Origin of the sequence: Citrobacter sp. RHB35-C21, assembly GCF_013816515.1 — a bacterium.
In the GTDB taxonomy this organism is placed as follows: Bacteria; Pseudomonadota; Gammaproteobacteria; order Enterobacterales; family Enterobacteriaceae; genus Citrobacter; species Citrobacter braakii.
This window is the reverse complement of sequence record NZ_CP057147.1, coordinates 955,527-979,366: the sequence shown is the minus strand read 5'-3', so window position 1 is coordinate 979,366 and position 23,840 is coordinate 955,527. Positions and strand designations below refer to the sequence as shown.

Annotated in this window: 21 protein-coding genes; 6 read left to right on the top strand and 15 right to left on the bottom strand. The window is 52.5% G+C overall.

Going from position 1 to position 23,840, the window contains the following annotated elements:
• Window positions 1-125 precede the first annotated feature (125 nt).
• Window positions 126-785 carry a ribose-5-phosphate isomerase RpiA gene (rpiA, locus tag HVZ39_RS04835; RefSeq protein WP_016154364.1) on the bottom strand — a complete coding sequence of 220 codons (660 nt, stop codon included), beginning with the start codon at window positions 783-785 and terminating at the stop codon, window positions 126-128.
• A 170-nt stretch (window positions 786-955) separates the two neighbouring features.
• Between rpiA and argP the strand changes: the two genes are divergently transcribed.
• The 5 genes from argP to HVZ39_RS04810 all read left to right on the top strand — a co-directional run bounded on the left by argP (window position 956) and on the right by HVZ39_RS04810 (window position 7,495).
• On the top strand, window positions 956-1,849 hold the full coding sequence (argP, locus tag HVZ39_RS04830; RefSeq protein ID WP_003825477.1) for a DNA-binding transcriptional regulator ArgP: 894 nt from the start codon (window positions 956-958) through the stop codon (window positions 1,847-1,849).
• Window positions 1,850-2,075: 226 nt separating this feature from the next.
• Entirely contained in the window at window positions 2,076-4,220 is a 2,145-nt protein-coding gene (gene scpA, locus HVZ39_RS04825) for a methylmalonyl-CoA mutase (RefSeq protein WP_181633279.1), read from the top strand.
• Window positions 4,213-5,208: a methylmalonyl Co-A mutase-associated GTPase MeaB gene (gene meaB / locus HVZ39_RS04820; protein WP_181633278.1), complete on the top strand. Its 996-nt coding sequence runs from the start codon at window positions 4,213-4,215 to the stop codon at window positions 5,206-5,208. The genes scpA and meaB overlap by 8 nt, the downstream gene beginning before the upstream one ends.
• Before the next feature lie 10 nt (window positions 5,209-5,218).
• On the top strand, window positions 5,219-6,004 hold the full coding sequence (gene scpB, locus HVZ39_RS04815) for a methylmalonyl-CoA decarboxylase (protein ID WP_049041966.1): 786 nt from the start codon (window positions 5,219-5,221) through the stop codon (window positions 6,002-6,004).
• Between the two features lie 24 nt (window positions 6,005-6,028).
• Window positions 6,029-7,495, top strand: a complete 1,467-nt coding sequence (locus tag HVZ39_RS04810) for an acetyl-CoA hydrolase/transferase family protein (protein WP_181633277.1) — start codon at window positions 6,029-6,031, stop codon at window positions 7,493-7,495.
• Here the strand turns inward: HVZ39_RS04810 and HVZ39_RS04805 are convergent.
• The 3 genes from HVZ39_RS04805 to argO form a co-directional block, all read right to left on the bottom strand.
• On the bottom strand, window positions 7,492-8,388 hold the full coding sequence (locus HVZ39_RS04805; RefSeq protein ID WP_016154369.1) for a LysR family transcriptional regulator: 897 nt from the start codon (window positions 8,386-8,388) through the stop codon (window positions 7,492-7,494). The two genes, HVZ39_RS04810 and HVZ39_RS04805, sit on opposite strands and share 4 nt — an antisense overlap.
• A gap of 186 nt (window positions 8,389-8,574) precedes the next feature.
• Window positions 8,575-9,297 carry an oxidative stress defense protein gene (locus HVZ39_RS04800; protein ID WP_029139653.1) on the bottom strand — a complete coding sequence of 241 codons (723 nt, stop codon included), beginning with the start codon at window positions 9,295-9,297 and terminating at the stop codon, window positions 8,575-8,577.
• A gap of 93 nt (window positions 9,298-9,390) precedes the next feature.
• On the bottom strand, window positions 9,391-10,026 hold the full coding sequence (gene argO / locus HVZ39_RS04795) for an arginine exporter ArgO (protein ID WP_057102151.1): 636 nt from the start codon (window positions 10,024-10,026) through the stop codon (window positions 9,391-9,393).
• 200 nt (window positions 10,027-10,226) lie between these two features.
• Between argO and dctP the strand changes: the two genes are divergently transcribed.
• Window positions 10,227-11,273 carry a TRAP transporter substrate-binding protein DctP gene (dctP, locus tag HVZ39_RS04790; protein WP_181633276.1) on the top strand — a complete coding sequence of 349 codons (1,047 nt, stop codon included), beginning with the start codon at window positions 10,227-10,229 and terminating at the stop codon, window positions 11,271-11,273.
• Window positions 11,274-11,314: 41 nt separating this feature from the next.
• Here dctP and HVZ39_RS04785 read toward each other — a convergent pair whose 3' ends face one another.
• The 11 genes from HVZ39_RS04785 to tkt all read right to left on the bottom strand — a co-directional run bounded on the left by HVZ39_RS04785 (window position 11,315) and on the right by tkt (window position 23,714).
• A complete protein-coding gene (locus HVZ39_RS04785) occupies window positions 11,315-12,175 on the bottom strand; it encodes a small-conductance mechanosensitive channel MscS (RefSeq protein WP_019077645.1) in 861 nt (286 codons plus the stop codon).
• A gap of 191 nt (window positions 12,176-12,366) precedes the next feature.
• Window positions 12,367-13,446: a class II fructose-bisphosphate aldolase gene (gene fbaA, locus HVZ39_RS04780; RefSeq protein WP_003027029.1), complete on the bottom strand. Its 1,080-nt coding sequence runs from the start codon at window positions 13,444-13,446 to the stop codon at window positions 12,367-12,369.
• An 88-nt stretch (window positions 13,447-13,534) separates the two neighbouring features.
• Complete coding sequence (pgk, locus tag HVZ39_RS04775; RefSeq protein WP_003027032.1) at window positions 13,535-14,698, bottom strand: phosphoglycerate kinase; 1,164 nt, start codon at window positions 14,696-14,698, stop codon at window positions 13,535-13,537.
• Window positions 14,699-14,737: 39 nt separating this feature from the next.
• Entirely contained in the window at window positions 14,738-15,766 is a 1,029-nt protein-coding gene (gene epd / locus HVZ39_RS04770; RefSeq protein WP_016154379.1) for an erythrose-4-phosphate dehydrogenase, read from the bottom strand.
• Between the two features lie 287 nt (window positions 15,767-16,053).
• Complete coding sequence (locus HVZ39_RS04765) at window positions 16,054-16,764, bottom strand: nucleoside/nucleotide kinase family protein (protein WP_181633275.1); 711 nt, start codon at window positions 16,762-16,764, stop codon at window positions 16,054-16,056.
• A complete protein-coding gene (locus HVZ39_RS04760; protein WP_181633274.1) occupies window positions 16,761-17,270 on the bottom strand; it encodes an MltR family transcriptional regulator in 510 nt (169 codons plus the stop codon). The genes HVZ39_RS04765 and HVZ39_RS04760 overlap by 4 nt, the downstream gene beginning before the upstream one ends.
• Before the next feature lie 15 nt (window positions 17,271-17,285).
• Window positions 17,286-18,257 carry a class II fructose-bisphosphatase gene (glpX, locus tag HVZ39_RS04755; RefSeq protein ID WP_181633273.1) on the bottom strand — a complete coding sequence of 324 codons (972 nt, stop codon included), beginning with the start codon at window positions 18,255-18,257 and terminating at the stop codon, window positions 17,286-17,288.
• A complete protein-coding gene (locus tag HVZ39_RS04750) occupies window positions 18,254-19,531 on the bottom strand; it encodes a zinc-binding dehydrogenase (protein WP_181220825.1) in 1,278 nt (425 codons plus the stop codon). The genes glpX and HVZ39_RS04750 overlap by 4 nt, the downstream gene beginning before the upstream one ends.
• A 24-nt stretch (window positions 19,532-19,555) precedes the next feature.
• A complete protein-coding gene (locus HVZ39_RS04745; RefSeq protein WP_016154384.1) occupies window positions 19,556-20,935 on the bottom strand; it encodes a PTS mannitol transporter subunit IICB in 1,380 nt (459 codons plus the stop codon).
• Between the two features lie 27 nt (window positions 20,936-20,962).
• A complete protein-coding gene (gene cmtB / locus HVZ39_RS04740) occupies window positions 20,963-21,406 on the bottom strand; it encodes a PTS mannitol transporter subunit IIA (protein WP_016157436.1) in 444 nt (147 codons plus the stop codon).
• A 316-nt stretch (window positions 21,407-21,722) separates the two neighbouring features.
• Window positions 21,723-23,714: a transketolase gene (gene tkt, locus HVZ39_RS04735; RefSeq protein WP_016154386.1), complete on the bottom strand. Its 1,992-nt coding sequence runs from the start codon at window positions 23,712-23,714 to the stop codon at window positions 21,723-21,725.
• Window positions 23,715-23,840: the final 126 nt, after the last annotated feature.

The following is a 23,840-nucleotide window of genomic DNA, read 5'->3' as shown; positions in this document are numbered from 1 at the left end:
AGAGGAAAATACTGGCGATAACTTTTTCTTTGGAGAGATCGGCAGGACAATATTATAAACGTGACACAAGTCACCAAATTTGCCCTGCCAAAATTTTTTTAACGGGAGAAGACGCTCCCGTCAGATCATTTTACGATAGTTTTCACGCCGTCAGGCGTACCGATCAGCGCGACATCCGCGCCACGGTTGGCAAACAGGCCGACGGTTACCACACCTGGAATCGCATTGATGGCATTTTCCAGCGCGATGGCGTCGAGGATCTCCAGACCGTGCACATCGAGGATCACGTTGCCGTTGTCCGTCACGACGCCCTGACGGTATTCAGGACGACCGCCCAGCTTCACCAACTGGCGAGCCACAGCGCTGCGCGCCATTGGGATCACTTCGACCGGCAGCGGGAAGTTGCCGAGAATATCGACTTCTTTAGACGCATCCGCGATGCAGATAAATTTCTTCGCCACGGAAGCAATGATTTTTTCACGGGTCAACGCTGCGCCGCCGCCCTTGATCATCTGCATGTGACCGTTGATTTCATCCGCGCCGTCAACGTATACGCCGAGGCTGTCCACTTCGTTAAGATCGAACACGTGGATGCCAAGGCTTTTGAGTTTTTCAGTCGATGCGTCCGAACTGGATACCGCACCTTCAATCTGACCTTTCATTGTGCCCAGCGCATCAATAAAGTGTGCGGCTGTTGAACCTGTACCTACGCCCACAATGGTGCCGGGCTGTACATACTGAAGTGCCGCCCATCCTACTGCTTTTTTCAGTTCATCCTGCGTCATGATCGTTTCGCCTGTGGTGTGAATATGGTGGGAAAATTCACGCGCATTATAGAACATTGTGCAGAAAAATGTCCCCACACCCGCTCGCAAGCGGCGGATTTCGTCTTTACCCAATCAAAAATTGTGTCATAGTGCAGAACAAGCAAAAATTTCAGGAGTGCGTCAAAGCAATGAAACGTCCGGACTACAGAACACTACAAGCACTGGATGCGGTTATTCGTGAACGAGGATTTGAGCGCGCGGCGCAAAAGCTGTGCATCACGCAATCCGCGGTTTCACAGCGCATAAAACAGCTTGAGAATATGTTCGGACAACCGCTGCTGGTGCGTACCGTACCGCCGCGCCCAACGGAACAGGGACAGAAACTACTGGCGCTTCTGCGCCAGGTTGAACTGCTGGAAGACGAGTGGCTGGGCGATGAACAAACCGGCTCGACGCCGCTTCTGCTTTCGCTGGCGGTGAACGCCGACAGTCTGGCGACCTGGTTACTTCCGGCGCTGGCCCCGGTACTGGCTAATTCACCGATTCGACTGAACCTGCAGGTTGAAGATGAAACCCGAACCCAGGAACGTCTGCGTCGTGGTGAAGTAGTCGGTGCGGTGAGTATTCAACATCAGGCGCTGCCAAGCTGTCTGGTGGATAAACTGGGCGCGCTGGACTACCTGTTTGTTGGCTCTAAACCTTTCGCCGAGCGTTATTTCCCAAACGGCGTCACCCGTTCCGCCCTGCTGAAAGCCCCGGCGGTCGCGTTTGACCATCTTGATGATATGCACCAGGCGTTCTTGCAACAAAACTTCGACCTGCCGCCGGGCAGCGTACCGTGCCATATCGTTAACTCGTCTGAAGCCTTCGTCCAGCTAGCCCGTCAGGGAACAACCTGCTGCATGATCCCACACTTACAGATTGAGAAAGAGCTGGAAAGCGGTGAGCTTATCGACTTAACGCCAGGCCTGTTCCAGCGTCGGATGCTGTACTGGCACCGCTTTGCACCAGAAAGCCGCATGATGCGCAACGTCACCGACGCGCTGCTGGCCTATGGCCACAACGTACTGCGTCAGGATTAATTCCTCGAACAGAGGCCGGATAGCGGCGTAACGCCTTATCCGGCCTGCAAGCCTTTCCCCTCTTTTCATGCTATTCCCGCCACGTCTTTGAAATACATCACAAAATAAAACACGCCACACGGCAAAAAACGACGTCCTGTTGGCTATTTTTTGCTGGCGACAAGCCAAATGAAAAAGCACACCGTATTCGCAAAGATTCAACTTATTGCGTAATACGGAGCAAAAAATGGCAAACGTGCAGGAGTGGCAAACACTCGCCAATAAAGAACTCAGTCGACGGGAAAAAACCGTTGAGTCGCTGGAAAGACAGACGGCGGAAGGGATTGCCATCAAGCCGCTGTACACCGAAGCGGATCTCGATAATCTGGAAGTCACGGGCACCCTGCCCGGCCTGCCGCCTTACGTGCGTGGCCCGCGCGCCACTATGTATACCGCGCAGCCGTGGACGATTCGCCAATACGCCGGTTTCTCTACCGCCAAAGAGTCCAACGCCTTTTACCGCCGTAACCTCGCCGCTGGGCAAAAAGGGCTTTCCGTCGCCTTTGACCTTGCCACTCATCGTGGCTATGACTCAGACAACCCGCGCGTAGCGGGCGACGTCGGCAAAGCCGGCGTGGCGATCGATACCGTCGAAGATATGAAGGTGCTGTTCGACCAGATCCCGCTGGATAAGATGTCGGTATCGATGACCATGAACGGCGCGGTGCTGCCGGTACTGGCGTTTTATATCGTCGCGGCGCAGGAGCAAGGCGTGACGCCGGAACAGCTCACCGGGACCATTCAGAACGATATTCTGAAAGAGTACTTGTGCCGCAACACCTACATTTATCCGCCAAAACCCTCCATGCGCATTATCGCCGACATCATCGCCTGGTGCTCAGGCAACATGCCGCGCTTTAACACCATCAGCATCAGCGGCTATCACATGGGTGAAGCCGGGGCAAACTGCGTACAGCAGGTGGCGTTTACGCTGGCAGACGGTATTGAATACATCAAGGCCGCGCTTTCCGCCGGACTGAAAATTGATGACTTCGCCCCGCGCCTGTCATTCTTCTTCGGCATCGGCATGGATCTGTTTATGAACGTCGCCATGCTGCGCGCTGCACGGTATCTGTGGAGCGAAGCGGTCAGCAGTTTTGGCGCGACCAACCCGAAATCTCTCGCTCTGCGTACCCACTGCCAGACCTCAGGCTGGAGCCTGACCGAGCAGGACCCGTACAACAACGTGGTACGAACCACCATTGAGGCGCTCGGCGCTACGCTTGGCGGCACCCAGTCTCTGCATACCAACGCTTTTGATGAAGCGCTCGGCCTGCCCACCGATTTCTCCGCCCGTATTGCGCGTAATACGCAGATCATCATTCAGGAAGAATCAGAGATCTGCCGCACCGTCGATCCGCTGGCCGGATCGTATTACGTCGAATCACTCACCGATCAAATCGTGAAGCAGGCGCGCACGATCATCAAGCAGATTGATGAGGCAGGCGGCATGGCGAAGGCGATTGAAGCCGGGCTTCCTAAACGGATGATCGAAGAAGCGTCCGCGCGCGAACAGTCGCTGATCGACCAGGGTAAGCGCGTTATCGTCGGGGTGAACAAATACAAGCTGGATAAAGAAGACGACACGTCGGTGCTGGAGATCGACAACGTGAAGGTGCGCAACGAGCAGATTGCCTCACTGCAGCATATCCGCGCCACCCGCGACAATAATGCGGTTAAAGCCGCGCTATCCGCGCTGACCCACGCCGCGCAACAGAATGAAAATCTGCTGGCAGCCGCCGTCAACGCCGCCCGCGTTCGCGCCACGCTCGGTGAAATCTCCGATGCGCTCGAGGCCGCCTTTGACCGTTATCTGGTTCCCAGCCAGTGCGTTACCGGGGTGATTGCACAAAGCTATCACCAGTCCGACAAATCCGCCGATGAGTTCGATGCCATTGTTGCGCAAACCGAACAGTTCCTCGCAGAAAATGGCCGCCGCCCGCGTATTCTGATCGCCAAGATGGGTCAGGACGGACACGATCGCGGCGCAAAAGTGATCGCCAGCGCCTACTCCGATCTCGGCTTCGATGTCGATCTCAGCCCGATGTTCTCCACACCGGAGGAAATTGCCCGTCTGGCGGTAGAAAACGATGTGCATGTCATTGGCGCATCATCGCTGGCGGCGGGTCATAAGACATTGATCCCGGAGCTGGTCACCGCGCTCAAAGGCTGGGGACGCGAAGACATTTGCGTCGTCGCCGGCGGGGTTATTCCGCCACAGGATTACGCTTTCCTGCACGAGCATGGCGTGGCAGCCATTTATGGCCCAGGCACGCCAATGCTAGACAGCGTCCGCGATGTGTTAACCCGTATCAGTAAGCATCATGATTAACGCCGCCACGCTTGAGGATACCGTCCGCCGTTTGCGACTCGGTGAACGGGCTACGCTCGCCCAGGCGATGACGCTGGTCGAAAGCAATCACCCGCGCCACCAGCCGCTGAGTACGCAATTGCTGGACGCGATTATGCCGTTCACCGGTAACGCCCTGCGTCTGGGGATCACCGGCACGCCGGGCGCGGGTAAAAGCACCTTTCTGGAAGCATTCGGCATGCTGTTAATTCGCCGCGGGTTACGGGTAGCGGTGATCGCCGTCGATCCCAGCAGCCCGGTCAGCGGCGGCAGCATTCTGGGTGATAAAACCCGCATGACGGAACTGGCTCGTGCAGAATCTGCGTTTATACGTCCGGTTCCTTCCTGCGGTCATTTAGGCGGCGCCAGCCAGCGCGCCCGCGAATTAATGCTGCTGTGCGAGGCGGCTGGCTTCAACGTGGTGATTGTGGAAACCGTCGGCGTTGGGCAGTCAGAAACCGAAGTCGCAGGCATGGTGGATTGCTTTCTCTCACTGCAAATCGCCGGCGGTGGCGACGATTTGCAGGGCATCAAAAAAGGCCTGATGGAGATGGCGGATCTGGTCGTCATCAACAAGGACGACGGTGATAACCGTACCAGCGTTGCCATCGCCCGCCATATGTACGAATCCGCCCTGCATATTCTGCGCCGCAAATATGACGAGTGGCAGCCGCAGGTTCTGACCTGTAGCGCCCTGGAAAAACGCGGCATTGAGGAGGTTTGGCAGGCGATAACCGACTTTAAAACGTGCCTTACCGCCAGCGGTCGACTGGAAAAAGTCCGCCAGCAGCAGGCGGTGGAATGGCTACACAAGCAGGCTGAAGAAGAAGCCCTGCATCTGCTGTTTGCCCGGGCTGATTTCGACCAGTATTTCCAGCAGACGCTGCTGGCCATCAAAAACAATGATCTTTCGCCGCGCACCGGCCTGCGGCACATCAGCGAATTTATCCAGCATCATTACTTTCAATAAAGAGAACATTATGTCTTATCAATACGTCAACGTGGTCATCATCCAGAAAGTCGCGGTCATTGAGTTCAATTACGCCCGCAAGCTCAATGCCCTGAGCAAAGTGTTTATTGACGATCTGATGCAGGCGCTGAGCGACCTCAATCGTCCGGACATTCGCTGCATCATTCTGCGCGCCCCGAGCGGGGCCAAAGTGTTCTCTGCCGGGCATGATATTCATGAACTCCCCACCGGACGTCGCGATCCGCTCTCTTATGACGATCCGCTGCGTCAGATAACTCGTATGATCCAAAAATATCCGAAGCCGGTGATCTCCATGGTTGAAGGCAGCGTCTGGGGCGGCGCGTTTGAGATGATCATGAGTTCCGATCTGATCATCGCAGCCAGTACGTCTACCTTCTCCATGACCCCGGTCAACCTCGGCGTGCCCTATAACCTGGTGGGCATCCACAACCTGACCCGCGACGCTGGTTTTCACATCGTTAAGGAGCTGATTTTTACCGCCTCGCCCATCACCGCTCAACGCGCTATGGCGGTCGGGATCCTCAACCATGTCGTTCCAACCGAGGAACTGGAAGATTTCACCCTGCAAATGGCGCATCACATCTCGGAAAAAGCGCCGCTGGCAATCGCCGTCATCAAAGAAGAACTGCGCGTGTTGGGCGAAGCACACACCATGAACTCTGACGAATTCGAGCGCATTCAGGGCATGCGCCGCGCGGTGTATGACAGCGAGGATTATCAGGAAGGGATGAACGCGTTTATGGAAAAACGTAAACCTAATTTTGTTGGCCATTAATCACGTCCGACGAAGGAGACGGCCATGAAACGGATGAGCGCCGAACAGGCGGCAGAAATTATCCAGCACGATGATATGGTGGCGTTCAGCGGCTTTACCCCCGCGGGTTCGCCAAAAGCGTTACCCACCGCAATTGCCCAACGCGCCTGCGAACGGCATCAGGACGGGCAGCCTTTTCAGATCCGCCTGCTGACCGGGGCGTCAATTGGCGCCGCCGCTGATGATGCACTATCCGCGGCGGATGCCGTTTCCTGGCGTGCGCCTTATCAAACCTCATCTGGCCTGCGCGAGAAAATTAACCAAGGCCAGGTGAGGTTTGTCGATCTCCATTTGAGCGAAGTCGCGCAGATGGTTAATTACGGCTTTTTTGGCGATATCGATGTTGCCGTCATTGAAGCTTCCGCCATTGCGCCGGATGGCCGGATTTGGCTTTCCAGCGGTATTGGCAATGCACCCACCTGGCTGCTGCGGGCGAAAAAGGTGATTATCGAGTTGAATCATTACCATAATCCACGCGTGGCTGAGTTTGCCGACATCGTAATACCCGGCGCACCGCCGCGGCGTAACAGCGTGCCCATATTTCATACCATGGATCGCGTGGGCAGTCAGTGCGTGCAGATAGACCCCAGGAAAGTGGTCGCGGTGGTGGATACCGAGCTGCCCGATGCCGGGAATGCGTCGGATAAAACCAATCCGGTCAGCCAAAAAATTGCCGATAACGTCGTCACTTTCCTACTGGCAGAAATGGCGCACAAACGCATTCCAGCAGAGTTTCTGCCCTTACAAAGCGGCGTGGGCAATATCAATAACGCGGTAATGGCGCGACTGGGAGAGAATCCGGATATCCCGCCCTTTATGATGTATTCAGAGGTGTTACAGGAATCGGTGGTGCATCTGCTGGAAACGGGCAAGATCACCGGTGCCAGCGCCTCCAGCCTGACCATCTCAGCCCCGTCGCTACAGAAGATTTACGACAACATGGACTTCTTCGCCAGCCGAATTGTGCTGCGCCCGCAGGAGATCTCCAATAACCCGGAAATCATCCGTCGGCTGGGGGTCATTGCGCTCAACGTTGGGCTTGAGTTTGATATCTACGGCCATGCCAATTCCACGCACGTTGCGGGCGTGAACCTGATGAACGGGATCGGCGGCAGCGGGGATTTCGAGCGCAACGCCTACCTGTCTATCTTTATGGCGCCGTCGATTGCCAAAGGCGGGAAAATCTCAACCATCGTGCCGATGTGCAGCCATGTCGACCACAGCGAACATAGCGTTAAAGTGATCGTGACCGAACAAGGGATTGCCGATCTGCGTGGGTTATCTCCGATGCAGCGGGCGCACACGATTATCGATAACTGTGCGCATCCCCTTTACCGGGACTACCTGCACCGCTATCTGGAAAAAGCGCCCGGCGGGCATATCCATCACGATCTCAGCCATGCGTTCGATCTGCATCACAACCTTCTCGAGACAGGATCGATGCTCGGTTAACTTGCCGTACCGTCACGATCTTCAGCAATATGCTGGAGCATGGTGCCGGTATAGCGATGATTTTTCAGCGAATAGAGAAACTCCTGCATATACATGGGGCTGCCGGGCGCGTCGAAATACTTTAGCGTCGACGGATTCACCAGCCGCCAGGCAAAATGAGGGATCACCGTCAAAAACTGCCCGCGCTCCACCGCGCTAATCTTGGCCATAAAGCTGTACGGACGGTAGATAATCGTCGGATTGATCCCACAGGGCCGCATATAAGCATCCAGCATCGCCTCAAAGTTGGCGCGATTCTGGAAGCGCATTTGCAGCCAGGGTAGCTCGCGCAGCAGATCCTGCGGCTGTTTCTCTTCGTAGCGCCGGGAAACGAGAAACCCCAGACGCAGCGGAGACAGTTCGCTGATCGCCAGATTTTCCAACTCCTGTACGCGGGGAGAAACGTGCTGTGGCGAGATAATGAAATCCAGTTTGCGGTCGAACAGATTATCAATCACCCCATTCTCACTGAATTCAACGGCCTGGGCCGTCACGCCGTCATATTTATCGCCAAGGCTAATCAACTGGTCAAAAATAATCGTTGGATAAGTATTATCGATACCGATGACGATTTCCCGCGAGCGACAAGAGGCGTTATGGATTTCGTTATCAATGGCAGAGAGGCGCTGATAGACGGGAAACAGCTTCTGATACAGCTCCTGTCCGGCTTTATTCAGGCTGATGTTGTTATCTTTACGGGTAAACAGCGTATAGCCGATTTGATCTTCCAGTGCAGCAATGCTTTTACCGAAAGGCGATGCGGTCATATGTATTTTTTCTGCCGCTCTGGCGATGTTATTGGTTTGCGCCAGCAGAATGAAATTACGCATCTTTTTCGAGATAAAAATATCCATAGCGTCCCCTTAAAAATCGCTATGGCCTATCCTCATTACCACGAAAAAAAAGACTGAATGTGAGGTCTCATTTTTACAGTTGCTCACAGAAAAAACCGGCTGGAATGTTTTGTCGGCCTGATGAGACGCGTAAGCATCGCCATCAGGCTAAAATCTTGCCGGATGGCGACTTACGCCTTATCAAGACTACTTATTGGTTACTGTAGGCTCAATCTGGAAGACGACATCAACCTGATCGTCAAACTGAATAACCGGCTGTTCGTAGGTTTCCTGAGCGGAGGTTGCAGGCGCTGCATCTGCTTTCATCATCCGTACCATCGGGCTCGGTTGATAATTGGAAACGTGGTAACGCACACTGTAAACGGGACCCAGTTTGCTATTAAAGCCCGCGGCCAGCTGTTCAGCCTGATGAACAGCATCATCAATCGCCGCTTTACGCGCCTTGTCTTTGTAAGCATCCGGCTGGGCAACGCCCAGCGATACCGAACGAATCTCATTCAGACCGGCCTTCAGCGCGCCATCAAGCAGAGCGTTGAGTTTGTCCAACTGACGCAGCGTGACTTCAACGGTGCGCACTGCACGATAACCTTTGAGGATGCTTTTGCCGTTCTGGTAGTCGTAGTCCGGCTGCGTACGCAAGTTTGCAGCGCTAATGTCTTTCTTCGCTATCTGGTTCTGTTCAAGGAAGGACAGATATTGCGCCACGCGCTCATCGGCCTGCTTCTTCGCGGAAGCCGCATCCTTTGCAGCAACGTTCACTTCAATCGCCAGGGTGGCGATGTCTGGTGTTGCATCTACGCTTGCCGTTCCGGAAGTCACGATGTGCGGTCCATTTGGCAACTCATTTGCCTGTACCGATAGTGCGCTGAATCCGACTAATGCCGCCAGGGCCATTATTTTGAACTTCACGGTCGTTCCTCCATGTTTCATTAATTACCCCAAAACTCAGGGCACATGCAGGCAAGCTTAGCCGATCTCGCTGCGTTGTCCATCAGACAACACTTAGTTGAACAGCGCATGAACGTGCGCAACACCTTCTTTTGCCAGCTGAAAAGCGATAAACCACATCACTAATCCTACCAGCGTATTGATGATGCGCTGTGCTTTCGCAGTTCGCAGACGCGGTGCCAGCCAGGCCGCCAGCAATGCCAGACCGAAGAACCACAGGAACGAAGCGCTGACGGTTCCCAGTGCAAACCAGCGTTTAGGCTCAACGTCCAGTTGTCCCCCCAGACTCCCGAGCACCACAAAGGTATCCAGGTAAACATGTGGGTTGAGCCATGTCACCGCCAGCATAGTGGCGATGATTTTCCAGCGCCCCTGCTTCATCACTTCGGCGCTGGCCAGTTCCAGATTACTGCTCATCGCCGTTTTTAGCGCACCGAATCCGTACCAGAGTAAAAATGCGACCCCGCCCCAGGTGACCAGCGCCATCAGCCATGGCGACTGCATCAGCAAGGCGCTACCGCCGAAGATACCCGCGCAAATCAGCACTAAATCGCTGATGGCGCAGAGTAAAGCAATCATGATGTGATACTGACGACGGATCCCCTGATTCATCACGAAGGCATTTTGTGGACCAAGCGGAAGTATCATGGCTGCACCAAGCACAAGCCCTTGAAAATAGTAGGATAACATGTAAAACATCTCACATAATTGTCTTGTGGGCAGACTATACTGCGCGGGATTCATTAGAGGAAATGGATAATATTAATCAGTAATTAGCATTATTAATAATACCGTGCACACTCCCGTCCATATTCAGTCTCTGACAATAGCGATTGTGCGTTACCCGGGGTATGCTGAAAGATAAATCTGTCTATACCAAAGGAATGGGTATGAAGCATAACGCGAACATTTTTCTCTTCTGTGCCTCGCTGATAGTTACCAGTTTGTGGCCCACTGCCGCCAGCGCAGACAGAACGCTGCGCTATACCGATCACGAGCCATATGGCAACATGCGTACCCGGCTCATAAAAGAGACTTTTTTTCGCGCAATCGAACAAGAGTCGCTTGGACGTTTGAAAATCGACGCTCACTGGAACGGCGAGCTGTCCACCAGCTATGACGCCTTAAAAACTATCGGCCAGGGCAGCGTGGCGGATATGGGTATCGTGGTCCCTGAGTACACGCCCGAACAACTGCCGCGACACCAGATTTTTAAGAGCTTCCCCCTCGGACCGGGCCGTGGTGAAGCGCAGGTTAACGCCTTTCAGCGGATTTTCCGCGAGTATCGCCAGTTTGGTCGCGAGCTGGAAAACAACAATCTGGTGAATCTTCAGTTTTTCCTCGGCTATCCGGTTGGATTTTTTACTACCAAGCCGAACGTCGATTTGGCACAGCTGAATGCAAGCCAATGGCGGACCGCCAGCTTTTGGCATCAATCATTTTTACGCAACGCGGGCGGCGTGCCGGTCAGCATGCCATGGAATGAAAAAATTACCGATGCGCTTCAGACCGGACAGCTTGACGGCCTGATGGTTAACCTCGACAGCGGAGATGATATCCATGCCCAGCGGGCGGCCCCCTATATTCAGCTCTCCCCTTCGCTCTGGCTCGGACACGTTTATCTTCTGGTGATTAATAAAGACGTCTGGGATAGCCTGGACGTGAAAGATCGCGCAGCCATCAATCGGGCCGCCGCCATGACGCAAAAGCGTATTGGCGCAGTGCAGGACGCAAGCCTGACCGCAATGGCGAAAAAGATGGCAAAAGAGGGTGCACACGTTCATTACCTGACCAACAGCGAGCTGAATGCGTGGCAAGCCGCTACCGGGTATCAGCACGTTCAGGCCGAATGGATTGCCCAACAGGAAAGTAAAGGAAGAAACGATGTTGGCGAGCTGATGCAGGGTGTCAGCGCAATTCTTAACAAGACGAGATAAATCAACGCCCGCCTCTCTCTGGCGGGCGTTTTTAGCTGAAGTTACTCGGTCGCGTTCTCTTTCACGCGTTTAAAGTTCACATCCATCTGCGGGTACGGGAAGCTGATACCGTTGGCGTCAAACTCGCGCTTAATACGCTCCAGTACATCCCAGTAGACGCTTTGCAGATCGCTGCTGTTGCTCCAGACGCGTACGACGAAATTAATCGAGGAAGCGCCCAGCTCATTCAGGCGTACCGTCATTTCACGGTCTTTTAGGATGCGATCTTCAGACTGGATGATATCAGTGAGGATTTTTTTCACCTGATCGATATCGGAGTCGTAGGCCACGCCGATAATAAATTCGTTACGACGGACCGGCTCGCGAGAGAAGTTAATGATGTTCCCGGCAATGATTTTACCGTTTGGGATCACCACAATCTTACCGTCTACGGTACGCATAGTTGTGGAGAAAATCTGCACGTTAAGCACGGTTCCCGCAACGCCGCCAAGGTCAACATATTCACCCGCGCGGAACGGACGGAACATCACCAGAAGCACGCCTGCGGCGAGGTTGGACAGCGACCCTTGCAACGCCAGACCGACAGCCAAACCCGCGGCACCGAGAACGGCGATCACGGAGGCAGTTTGCACCCCAACGCGACCCAGCGCGGCAATCAGCGTGAAAGCGATAATACCGTAGCGCACCAGTGCAGAAAGAAAGTCGGCAACGGTGGCATCAATTTTACGCGCCAGCATCAGGCGGTTAACGGTGTTTGATACGATACGCGCCACGATCATACCGATAATGACAATCGCGAGAGCCGCAACGATGTTGACGGCATAGCTCAACAGTAGCTCCTGATTGCGGACCAGCCAGGTGCCCGCACCGTTTATGCTGTCGACAACATTCAAATCTTCCATTCAATATTCCTTTTTTGCTTACCCAAACGGGAGAAATAAAGCCGCCCTAACGGGACTGGCAACCTGACAAGGGTAAACAATAAACTCAGATTTTGCCAAACAGATCACAGAATTCTCTGTCAGCAGCACATTGAAATGGCAATAAAAAAGGCCCGCATTTGCGGGCCTCATGTCACGTTGGACGGCGTAAATTACAGAACGTCAACCGCGTTCAGTTCTTTGAAAGCCTGTTCCAGACGGGTGATCATGGTTGCCTGACCAGCACGCAGCCATACGCGCGGATCGTAGTATTTCTTGTTCGGCTGATCTTCGCCTTTCGGGTTGCCCAACTGACCCTGCAGGTAAGCTTCGTTTGCTTTGTAGTAGTTCAGAACGCCTTCCCAGGTAGCCCATTGGGTATCGGTGTCGATGTTCATTTTCACTACGCCGTAGCTTACGGAGTCTTTGATTTCCTGAGCAGTAGAACCGGAACCACCGTGGAAGACGAAGTTCAGGCTGTTATGCGGCAGGTTATGTTTCTTAGAAACATAGTCCTGAGAGTCGCGCAGGATGGTCGGGGTCAGAACTACGTTACCCGGCTTGTAAACGCCGTGTACGTTACCGAAGGACGCTGCGATGGTGAAACGCGGGCTGATTTTGCTCAGCTCGGTGTATGCGTAGTCAACGTCTTCCGGTTGGGTGTACAGTGCAGAAGCGTCCATGTGGCTGTTGTCCACGCCGTCTTCTTCACCACCGGTGCAACCCAGTTCGATTTCCAGAGTCATGCCCATTTTGGACATGCGCGCCAGGTATTTGGAGCAGATTTCGATGTTCTCTTCCAGAGACTCTTCAGACAGGTCGATCATGTGAGAAGAGAACAGCGGTTTGCCAGTTGCTGCGAAGTGTTTTTCACCCGCGTCCAGCAGACCGTCGATCCACGGCAGCAGTTTCTTCGCGCAGTGGTCAGTGTGCAGGATAACCGGAACACCATAGTGTTCAGCCATCTGGTGAACGTGATGCGCACCAGAGATAGCACCCAGGATTGCAGCGCCCTGAGGAACATCAGACTTCACGCCTTTACCCGCGATGAAAGAAGCACCACCGTTGGAGAACTGTACGATTACCGGCGCTTTAACTTTTGCAGCGGTTTCCAGAACGGCGTTGATGGAGTCGGTACCAACGCAGTTAACAGCTGGCAGAGCAAAGTTGTTTTCTTTAGCTACCTGGAAAACTTTCTGTACGTCATCACCAGTGATTACGCCTGGTTTTACGAAATCAAAAATTTTAGACATGTTGCGAGTCCTGTATCTTCGGCCTTGGAAAGGGGGCGCGCTCGACAGCGCGCTAATAATTGGGCAGGTTTCCCTGCCCATCAATGTCTTACTTTTTAGCACGCTCTTCGAGCATGGCTACTGCTGGCAGTACTTTGCCTTCCACGAATTCGAGGAATGCGCCGCCGCCAGTAGAGATGTAGGAGATTTTGTCAGCAATGCCGAACAGGTCGATTGCTGCCAGGGTGTCACCGCCGCCTGCGATAGAGAATGCTTCGCTGTCTGCGATAGCATTAGCAACGATTTCAGTACCTTTGCGGAAGTTCGGGAATTCGAACACGCCAACCGGGCCATTCCACAGAATGGTTTTCGCATTCTTCAGGATGTCAGCCAGCTGCTGTGCAGAAGCGTCGCCGATATCCAGGATCTGCTCGTCTTCTTTTACATCGCTAACGGATTTAAGCGTAGCCGGTGCAGTTTCAGAGAATTCAGTCGCTACGCGAACGTCAGTCGGGACCGGAATATCGCAAGTCGTCAGCAGACGCTTAGCTTCATCAACCAGGTCAGCTTCGTACAGGGATTTGCCGACGTTGTGGCCTTGAGCAGCAACGAAGGTGTTCGCGATACCACCACCAACGATCAGCTGGTCAGCGATTTTTGACAGAGAGTCCAGAACGGTCAGTTTGGTAGAAACTTTAGAACCACCAACGATAGCCACCATCGGACGAGCAGGTTCTTTCAGCGCTTTACCCAGCGCATCCAGCTCAGCAGCCAGCAGCGGACCAGCGCAAGCTACGTCGGCGAATTTACCGATACCGTGGGTAGAAGCCTGCGCACGGTGAGCGGTACCGAAAGCGTCCATTACGAATACGTCACACAGCGCAGCGTATTTTTTGGACAGTGCTTCGTCGTCTTTCTTCTCGCCTTTGTTGAAGCGAACGTTTTCCAGAACAACCAGTTCACCGGCAGCGACTTCAACGCCGTCCAGGTAATCTTTTACCAGGCGAACCGGAGCAGACAGTTTGTCTTTCAGGTAGTTAACAACCGGCAGCAGAGAGAATTCTTCGTTGTACTCGCCTTCGGTAGGACGACCCAGGTGGGAAGTTACCATCACTTTAGCACCCTGTTTCAGGGCCAGTTCGATGGTCGGCAGAGAAGCACGGATACGCGCATCGCTGGTTACTTTCCCTTCTTTAACTGGTACGTTCAGGTCCGCACGGATAAAAACGCGTTTACCAGCCAGATCCAGATCGGTCATCTTAATTACAGACATGGTGAATCCTCTCGTTGATTCATAAAGTTTTGTCGACGCTCAAGCGTCGAGCCTGAAACCAATAGCAGCCATCGCTAACGTTGTATCGAGCATACGGTTAGCAAAGCCCCATTCATTATCACACCAGACCAGCGTTTTGATCAGGTGAGCGCCACTCACGCGCGTTTGCGTACCATCAACGATGGCGCTGTGCGGGTCGTGGTTAAAATCTACAGAGACCAACGGTAATTCCGTATAGTCAACTATACCATGAAATGCACCTTGTGCTGCTTTTTGCAGCAACTGGTTGACTTCACTGGCTTTTACTGGTTTTTTCACCGTCACGCTTAAGTCGATCGCCGTCACATTTATGGTCGGTACACGCACCGCAATCGCTTCAAAACGATCGTTAAACTGCGGGAAAATTCGCGTGATGCCCGCCGCCAGTTTGGTATCAACCGGAATAATAGACTGGCTGGCCGCTCGCGTGCGACGCAGGTCAGGATGATAGGCATCAATAACCTGCTGATCGTGCATCGCGGAGTGGATCGTGGTGACGGTACCAGACTCAATGCCGTAAGCATCATCCAGCAATTTAATGACGGGTATTATGCAATTCGTGGTACAGGAGGCGTTGGAAACGATCCGGTGTTCAGCGCGCAGCTGATCCTGATTAACGCCATACACAACGGTTGCGTCGATGTCGTGACTACCAGGATGTGAAAAGAGCACTTTTTTTGCACCTGCGGCAATATGCGCCTCGCCGTGTTCGCGGTTGCCGAAGACCCCCGTACAATCCAGCACAACGTCGACACTCAGTTCGCGCCAGGGAAGCGCATCGAGCGTTCGCTCATGCAGAATGCGGATCGCGTCATCGCCAACGATGAGCTGGTCACGTTCCTGACGAACATCCCAGGCAAAACGTCCATGGCTGGTGTCATATTTCAACAAATGCGCCATGCCTGCAGCATCCGCCAGTTCGTTGATTGCCACCACGGTGATTTCCGCCCGACGCCCGGATTCATACAAAGCACGAACCACGTTGCGTCCGATGCGACCGAAACCATTAATCGCTACGCGTACGGTCATAGGTCTCCTGCAAGGATTTCTCAGAAACGATGTGGCAGACAGAGTAATGCAGCAAATCGCTCAGGGAAACCTTACCTGTCGCAAACTGCGACTAATTGGTTAATTGTCGAACATTTAATCGACTGAAACGCTTCAGCTAGAATAAGCGAAACGCGGAATAAAAGGAATGATTGTCCAGCCAAAGAAAACAGTTATCTGACGTACATCACATTTTTCCCGCTGAGACCGGGGGGAATTATTCCAGTAAGCCGTAATAATCATTACGGCTTAACAGGAATAATTGGCCTTCACGCTATCCGATATTCACCAGATTCCAGCATCTCCAGCGTCAGGTCACCAGGCAGACTCGCTTCCAGTACCCGACGAACATTCGGTCCGTCGGTACGCTCATAAAACGCCTCAGCGTCAGCTTGTGATAGTCCGCCCGCCAGTTTACGACCTACCAGTCGTGTACGGAGCGCGTTGGCAGGTGCACGAATAAACAGCGAGTAATCACAAAACTCAGCTAACACCCGCCACCTTTCATCATTGCGTAATAACCAGTTTCCTTCCACAACCACAATCGGCGCGGTCACTGTTATGCCCGCTTCTACCGGATCGTGTTTTTGCCGGTCGTACTGTGGCCAGGTGCCCTCCCCTTCCCTTATCAGACGTAGATTCTGCGCAAGCTTATCCACATCAAAGGTTTCCGGCGCACCTTTGTATGCTCGCAGGTTATGAGCATCCAGCCAGGTGTTGTAGTGATGGAAGCCATCCATCGGCAGCGTCTGGATCTCCGGCAGGCCAGGATCCTGACGGGAGAGATATTCCCAGAAGGTGGTCAGCGTCGATTTACCCGTACCAGGCGGTGCGCAGAGAAAAACGATCGTTCGTCGCTGCGGGTGAGTGGCGTGTATTTTTGCCAGCTGTTGTAATAACGGTTTGTGGACGTTCTCTATCTCATCATCACGGTAATGTGCTTCAACCTGTAGCCCATTCACCGTTAGTTTGATTTTCACGGCGTTAATTCCTTTAAAATCGCCGTCACTGCCAGCGTCATTGCCGTCTTGACCATTGCGCTAAAGCGCACTTCGGACCACGCAGCAAAGTCGGCAAATTTCATCGACTCCAGCGCACCGTAGAGCGTTGCGTTGCGGGTGATACTGTTCACGTTGCTGACAAAATCCCAGGTAATGTCATCGGCAAAACCGGGGATATTATCCTGCTCGTTCAGGTACTGATAAAACTGAGAGAAATGGGTGATGTCGGCATAAAGCCATTTATCCATTTTTCCCAACGCATAAATCAGACGTAACGCAACGTCGATATCGTCAAGCGGTCCACTCTGGGCGAGTAACGGCTTCACTGCATATTCCACGATCTCTTCATCGTTATTAACGAACAGCGACGGTAGAAAGCGCTTAATGCCCTGGAGCAAAATGTTATGTGCCGTCGTCATAAACGAGAGTAAATTATTTTGAGTATCCAGTTGCTCAAGCACATCGTCTTCTGTCAGCGTCGTCATTCGTTTCTCGATAAATCACCATGAATGCAGAGAGTCTATTATATTACACGTTCGATCCGCGCCGCCGATCAGTAAAGTTTGCGTGCGCACACCATTCGCAACCTGTTGGATCCCTTTCACAAGATCGCCGCCCGTGACCCCTGTCGCGCTAAAGAGGATCTTATTTCCCCCTACCAGTTCCTCCAGCGCGTAGATCCGGTTGATCGCAACGCCCATTTCCGCGCAGCGCTGATGTTCCTGTGCCGCAATCAGACGATTATCTGCGTTATTTCCTTTCGCTTCACAAAAATCAATCAGTTCAGCCTGCATATCGCCCCCCAGCGCTTTAACCGCACAGGCTGAAATAACCCCTTCAGGCGCGCCGCCAATGGTATACATCAGATCATAAGGATTCTCCTGCATACAGGCCAGCACGCTGGCGGCCACGTCACCGTCGGGCAGAGCAAAGACCTTGACGCCAAGCCGTGTCGCCTCGGCAATCGCTGGTTGAAGGCGCGGTTTATCCAGCGTCACCATCCGTAGTCGCTCCAGCGGTTTACCCAACGCCTCTGCCACATTACGCAGATTATCTGCCAACGGCAGCGCCAGATTAATCGCCCCTTTCGCAAACCGATTAACAACCAGTTTTTTCATATACATATCAGGAGCGTGTAACAAACTACCGCGAGGGGCAAACGCCATGACGGCCAGCGCATTACTTTGCCCCATAGCCACCATTCGGGTTCCTTCGATAGGATCAACGGCGATATCTACCTCAGGTCCGGTGCCGGTTCCCACTTCCTCACCAATCCACAGCATCGGGGCTTGATCAATCTCCCCTTCGCCAATAACGATGCGTCCGCGAATGGCAATACTGTTCAATGCTTCCCGCATTGCCGTCACAGCCAGACCATCAATCTTGTTTTTATCGCCGCACCCGGTTTGCGGCCAGGCTGCCAGTGCAGCCTGCTCCGTGATACGAAATAGCGGCCATGCCAGCGACATCATATCGCCGCCTCCCCGATATCAACGCCAAAGTGTGCCAAAAGGTATTTTTCTGCCTTTTCATTCCAGATACCGTGCGTCTCCTCCACCAGCAGCGCCAGTTCTTTGAATAATGGGTCAGTTTTCCCTTTCTCGGCAAAATCAGCAATGGCGGTTAGTGGCATGGTAACGCCGTTATATATCAGCTTCTTACCGCCGGGGATCGCCGGTAAATTCAATACAGTTTCCGGAACTGCATCAAGGCCGCCAATGTGCGTCACCATAAACGACGGTTGCAGTTGGCCAGTTGCACTGAGCGCAATGGCCTCTTTCATATCATCAGTTGAACCACCGGATGTCCCGACAACGTGAGTGCTGTTGTAGTGCACGTTATAAAAATTAAACGGCACTTTGAAGTTACTGTCCGTAGGACCGGCAAAAAAATTCAGGCAACCATCTTCCGCGAGTAAATCATCAGCCATCTCAACAACTGCAGGCACTGCCGCATACACAAAGACATCATCAAAACCTGCGTCATGAGTTAACGCTCGCAGCATCGCTGTCGGAGAATCCATGCCAGTAGTATTCACATAGATGAGCTCAATCCCCTTTTCTGCCGCCCGCTCAACGGGCAACAGTTTTTTAGCCTGCGCCAGTCGTGCTTCGTCAATGTCGACCACCACCACGCGCGACGGCTGAATATTCCCGTTAATGGCATAATCTATTGCACCAATACCCATCGGCCCGGCGCAGGCCAGAAGCGCAATGTTCCCCCCTGGCTTAATCCCCATGCGATGCTCATAAACGTAAGGCGTGGTGTGAAAATTCGCGTTATACGCGCCAATAATGCAGCACATCGGTTCTGCCAATGAGGCGGCAGCAAAATAAGAGCCGTGGTAAGGCAAAACGCATCCCAGGTTAATCGCCACTTCCGGGATAATCATATATGTCGCATTGCCGCCAAAATATTCATAGCTGTATCCTGCTGAATATCCACTTGGCAATCCCATCGCGGGTTGCAACACAAAACGCTGACCTTTCTTATATTTATCCGTCAGGTTTTTCCCCACCTCAACAATGATACCAGCACATTCATGTCCGGTAATAACCGGATGATTTTCCAGATCGTCCGGTACGCGTTTATGATCGCTCCCCAATGCTGCTGCTTTCCAGGTGGACAAACAAACGCTATCGGATATTACGCTTACTAACAATTCATTATCTGTAATTGCAGGCAGTTCAAATTCGCGGATACGAATATCCTGCTTGCCATATATGGCAGCAACTTTCGTTTTCATATTCACTCCAAAAATAGAAGAAGGCTAGTTCGCAGTAATGCGCTTAAATAAATCATCCAACAATGGGTCACCAATATAGTTCTTAATCAGCACTAATGGCTTTTCACTTACACGTTTAACACGACCTTCAAGACTGGCATGGGTGACAATAATATCGGCATCTTGCGGAACGTTTTCGATAGCATAATGCGTCACAGTAATATTCAATCCCGCTTTCTCCAGACGCTTACGAAACGTGGTTGCCCCCATAGCACTGGAACCCATTCCTGCATCACAGACAAAAGCGACACGTTTAATGTTTTTATAAGAGAATTTCCCTTCCTGCTTCATCGCTTTGACGGTTCTGGCTGATTCAGCAAAGTCATCTTCACTTTCTGTTTCAACGTTCTTTTCCATTTTCAGGATGACAGAGGTAATAACAAAAGTAACAACGGTTCCCGCGGTAACTCCTGCAATGGTCGCGAGGAAAGAACCTTTCGGCGTTAATGCCAGATATGCGAATATAGATCCTGGGCTTGGCCCCGCAACTAACCCACCGTCCAGCAGGTGGAATACCCACGTCCCGGTCATTCCCCCGGCAATCATCGCGATCAGGGTCAGAGGCTTCATCAGCACATACGGGAAATACAGTTCATGAATACCACCGAGGAAGTGGATAATCATGGCGCCTGGTGCAGACTTTTTACTCATTCCTTTGCCAAAGATAGCAAAGCCGAGTAACAAACCTAATCCCGGCCCTGGGTTAGATGCCACCATGAAGAAAATTGATTTTCCCGTTTCAGAAGCTTGCTGCATCCCCAGCGGATAATACACTCCCTGATCGATGGCATTGTTCAGAAAGAGGATTTTTGCTGGCTCATTGATTACGGATAGCAACGGCAGATAGCCCGCATGAACCAACGCTTCAATACACTCCTTCACGAAATTATTGGCAATGAGAACCGCCGGGCCGATAACTTCAAACCCCAGCAAGCATAAGAGCATTCCCGCGATACCAAGAGAGAAATTATTGATAACCATCTCGAAGCCTGCAGGAATGCGTTTTTCCAGCAGACGGTCGATATGCTTAATCACCCAACCGCCAAGCGGCCCCATTACCATTGCGCCAAGGAACATCGGGATATCCGCGCCCACAATAACGCCAATAGAACCAATACCCCCCATCACCGCACCGCGTTTCCCGCCAACCAGATGCCCCCCAGTGGAGCCAATCATGACGGGCAGTAAATAGGTAATCATCGGACCGACAATTTTGGCGAAATGCTCATTCGGCATCCAACCGGTAGGAATAAATAATGCGGTAATAAAACCCCAGGCAATAAACGCACCGATGTTGGGAATGACCATTGCAGTCAAAAACCCACCAAAAGCCTGGACTTTGGCACGAGCAGACTTGTTTTCCATAATAATGTCCTGAAAGGAAACCGTTAATTATGCTTGAGCGATAATATCCGCCAATTGTTTTTCTGATTTAGCCGCTAACAAAGCGGTTAGTGCTTCCTCTTCACATAATAATTCGCTTAAGGCCTGAATAGCGCCAATGTGTGAATCAGCATTAGCCGCCGACAATCCGATTAATAATCTGATACCTTCATCATCTTCGGCAAATTTCACTTCCTGTTTGAGAAGCGTTAATGACATACCGGTTTTTAACGCGCCACACTCCGGTCGAGCGTGCGGCATGGCGACGCCTGGCGCTAAAATATAATAAGGACCATTGTTAATCGTTGAGTCTTTAATGGCCTGAATATAATCTGAATTGACATAATGATTGGCAAGTAAGGATGACATAGAAAAGTCAATTGCCTCCTGCCAGTTCTTTGCTGAATTTTTTATTGAGATAGATGATTCGGGAAAGTAATCAATCAGCCGCATACATTTTCCTTATTTTATTTTTAGGGTACGAGTTAGCGTTAAAAATAAAATACGCGCACGGCGAAATGAAATCAATCGAGGAGAAAACTACATACAGCGCAGAATGTTTTTTGGTGATTCCTTTAAAAACAATGAATTGAGAAAAGAAATATAAAAATCAACAGTAATAATGTGATTCAAGTTGCAAATATAAAACATCGCTAAATATCATATTTGTGATGCAAATCTACATTTTCGGGTTGCGCACGATCAAATAAATTTACTTACTTTAAAAAAACGGGCCGCATAAGCGACCCGTTTTCACCTGTAATCAAAATTACAGCAGTTCTTTTGCTTTCGCGACAACGTTGTCGACAGTGAAGCCAAACTCTTCAAACAGCAGCTCAGCCGGTGCAGACTCACCAAAGGTTGTCATACCAACGATAGCGCCGTTCAGGCCCACGTATTTGAACCAGTAGTCTGCGATACCCGCTTCCACTGCAACACGTGCGGAAACAGCTTTCGGCAGTACGGACTCGCGATAAGCGGCATCCTGTTTGTCGAACGCGTCGGTAGACGGCATGGAAACCACGCGCGCTTTAACGCCTTCAGCGGTCAGTTTGTCCCAGGCAGCCACAGCCAGCTCAACTTCAGAACCGGTAGCGATGAAGATCAGTTCCGGCTGACCGGCGCAATCTTTCAGCACGTAACCACCGCGCGCGATGTTCGCCAGCTGCTCTTCGGTACGTTCCTGCTGTGCCAGGTTCTGGCGGGAGAGGATCAGCGCGGTCGGACCGTCCTGACGCTCTACACCGTATTTCCATGCAACGGCAGATTCAACCTGGTCACACGGACGCCAGGTGCTCATGTTCGGGGTCACACGCAGCGAAGCTACCTGCTCTACCGGCTGGTGAGTCGGGCCATCTTCGCCCAGACCGATGGAGTCGTGGGTATAGACCATCACCTGACGTTGTTTCATCAGCGCAGCCATACGCACCGCGTTACGGGCATATTCCACAAACATCAGGAAGGTGGAGGTGTACGGCAGGAAGCCACCGTGCAGGGAGATACCGTTAGCGATAGCGGTCATACCGAATTCACGTACACCGTAATGGATGTAGTTACCGGCAGTATCTTCGTTGATAGCTTTAGAACCAGACCACAGAGTCAGGTTACTTGGTGCCAGGTCAGCGGAGCCGCCGAGGAATTCAGGCAGCAGAGGACCAAACGCTTCAATCGCGTTCTGAGACGCTTTACGGCTGGCGATTTTCGCCGGGTTAGCCTGCAGCTTAGCGATGAACTCGTTCGCTTTTGCGTCGAAGTCAGACGGCATTTCACCTTTCATACGACGGGTGAATTCAGCGGCTTCCTGCGGGAAGGCTTTCGCATAAGCAGCGAACTTCTCGTTCCATGCAGCTTCTTTTGCCTGGCCTGCTTCTTTCGCATCCCACTGCGCGTAGATTTCAGACGGAATTTCAAACGGCGCGTATTTCCAGCCCAGTTGTTCGCGGGTCAGTGCGATTTCTGCATCACCCAGCGGCGCACCGTGAGAGTCGTGGGTACCAGCTTTATTCGGGGAACCGAAACCGATGATGGTTTTGCACATCAGCAGGGACGGTTTGTCGGTCACAGCGCGAGCTTCTTCAACTGCGCGCTTAATCGCGTCAGCATCGTGACCATCAACGCCACGAACCACGTGCCAACCGTAAGCTTCGAAACGCTTAGCGGTGTCATCGGTGAACCAGCCTTCAACGTGGCCATCGATAGAGATGCCGTTGTCATCGTAGAACGCTACCAGTTTACCCAGCTTCAGCGTACCGGCCAGGGAACATACCTCGTGAGAGATACCTTCCATCATGCAGCCGTCGCCCATGAAAGCATAGGTGAAGTGGTCAACGATGTCGTGACCAGGACGGTTAAACTGCGCCGCCAGCGTTTTTTCGGCGATAGCCATACCCACAGCATTCGCAATGCCCTGACCCAGAGGACCGGTAGTGGTTTCAACACCCGCGGTGTAACCCACTTCCGGGTGACCCGGAGTTTTGGAATGCAGCTGACGGAAGTTCTGCAGCTCGGACATCGGCAGATCGTAGCCGGTGAGGTGCAGCAGGCTGTAAATCAGCATGGAGCCGTGGCCGTTGGACAGCACGAAGCGGTCACGGTCAGCCCAGGACGGGTTAGTCGGGTTGTGGTTCAGGAAATCACGCCACAGGACTTCGGCAATGTCAGCCATACCCATCGGGGCACCCGGGTGACCGGATTTGGCTTTCTGTACTGCGTCCATGCTCAGCGCACGAATAGCATTGGCAAGCTCTTTACGTGAGGACATTTTGACTCCAGATCGGATAATGAAGGCTGAGCCCTTAACGACTTGACGACAGCGCGTTTTGGGCTACGCCGGAAAAAAGTGCCAACAATGTAACCCAAGCCGCGTGTCATGTACATGGAGCATCCT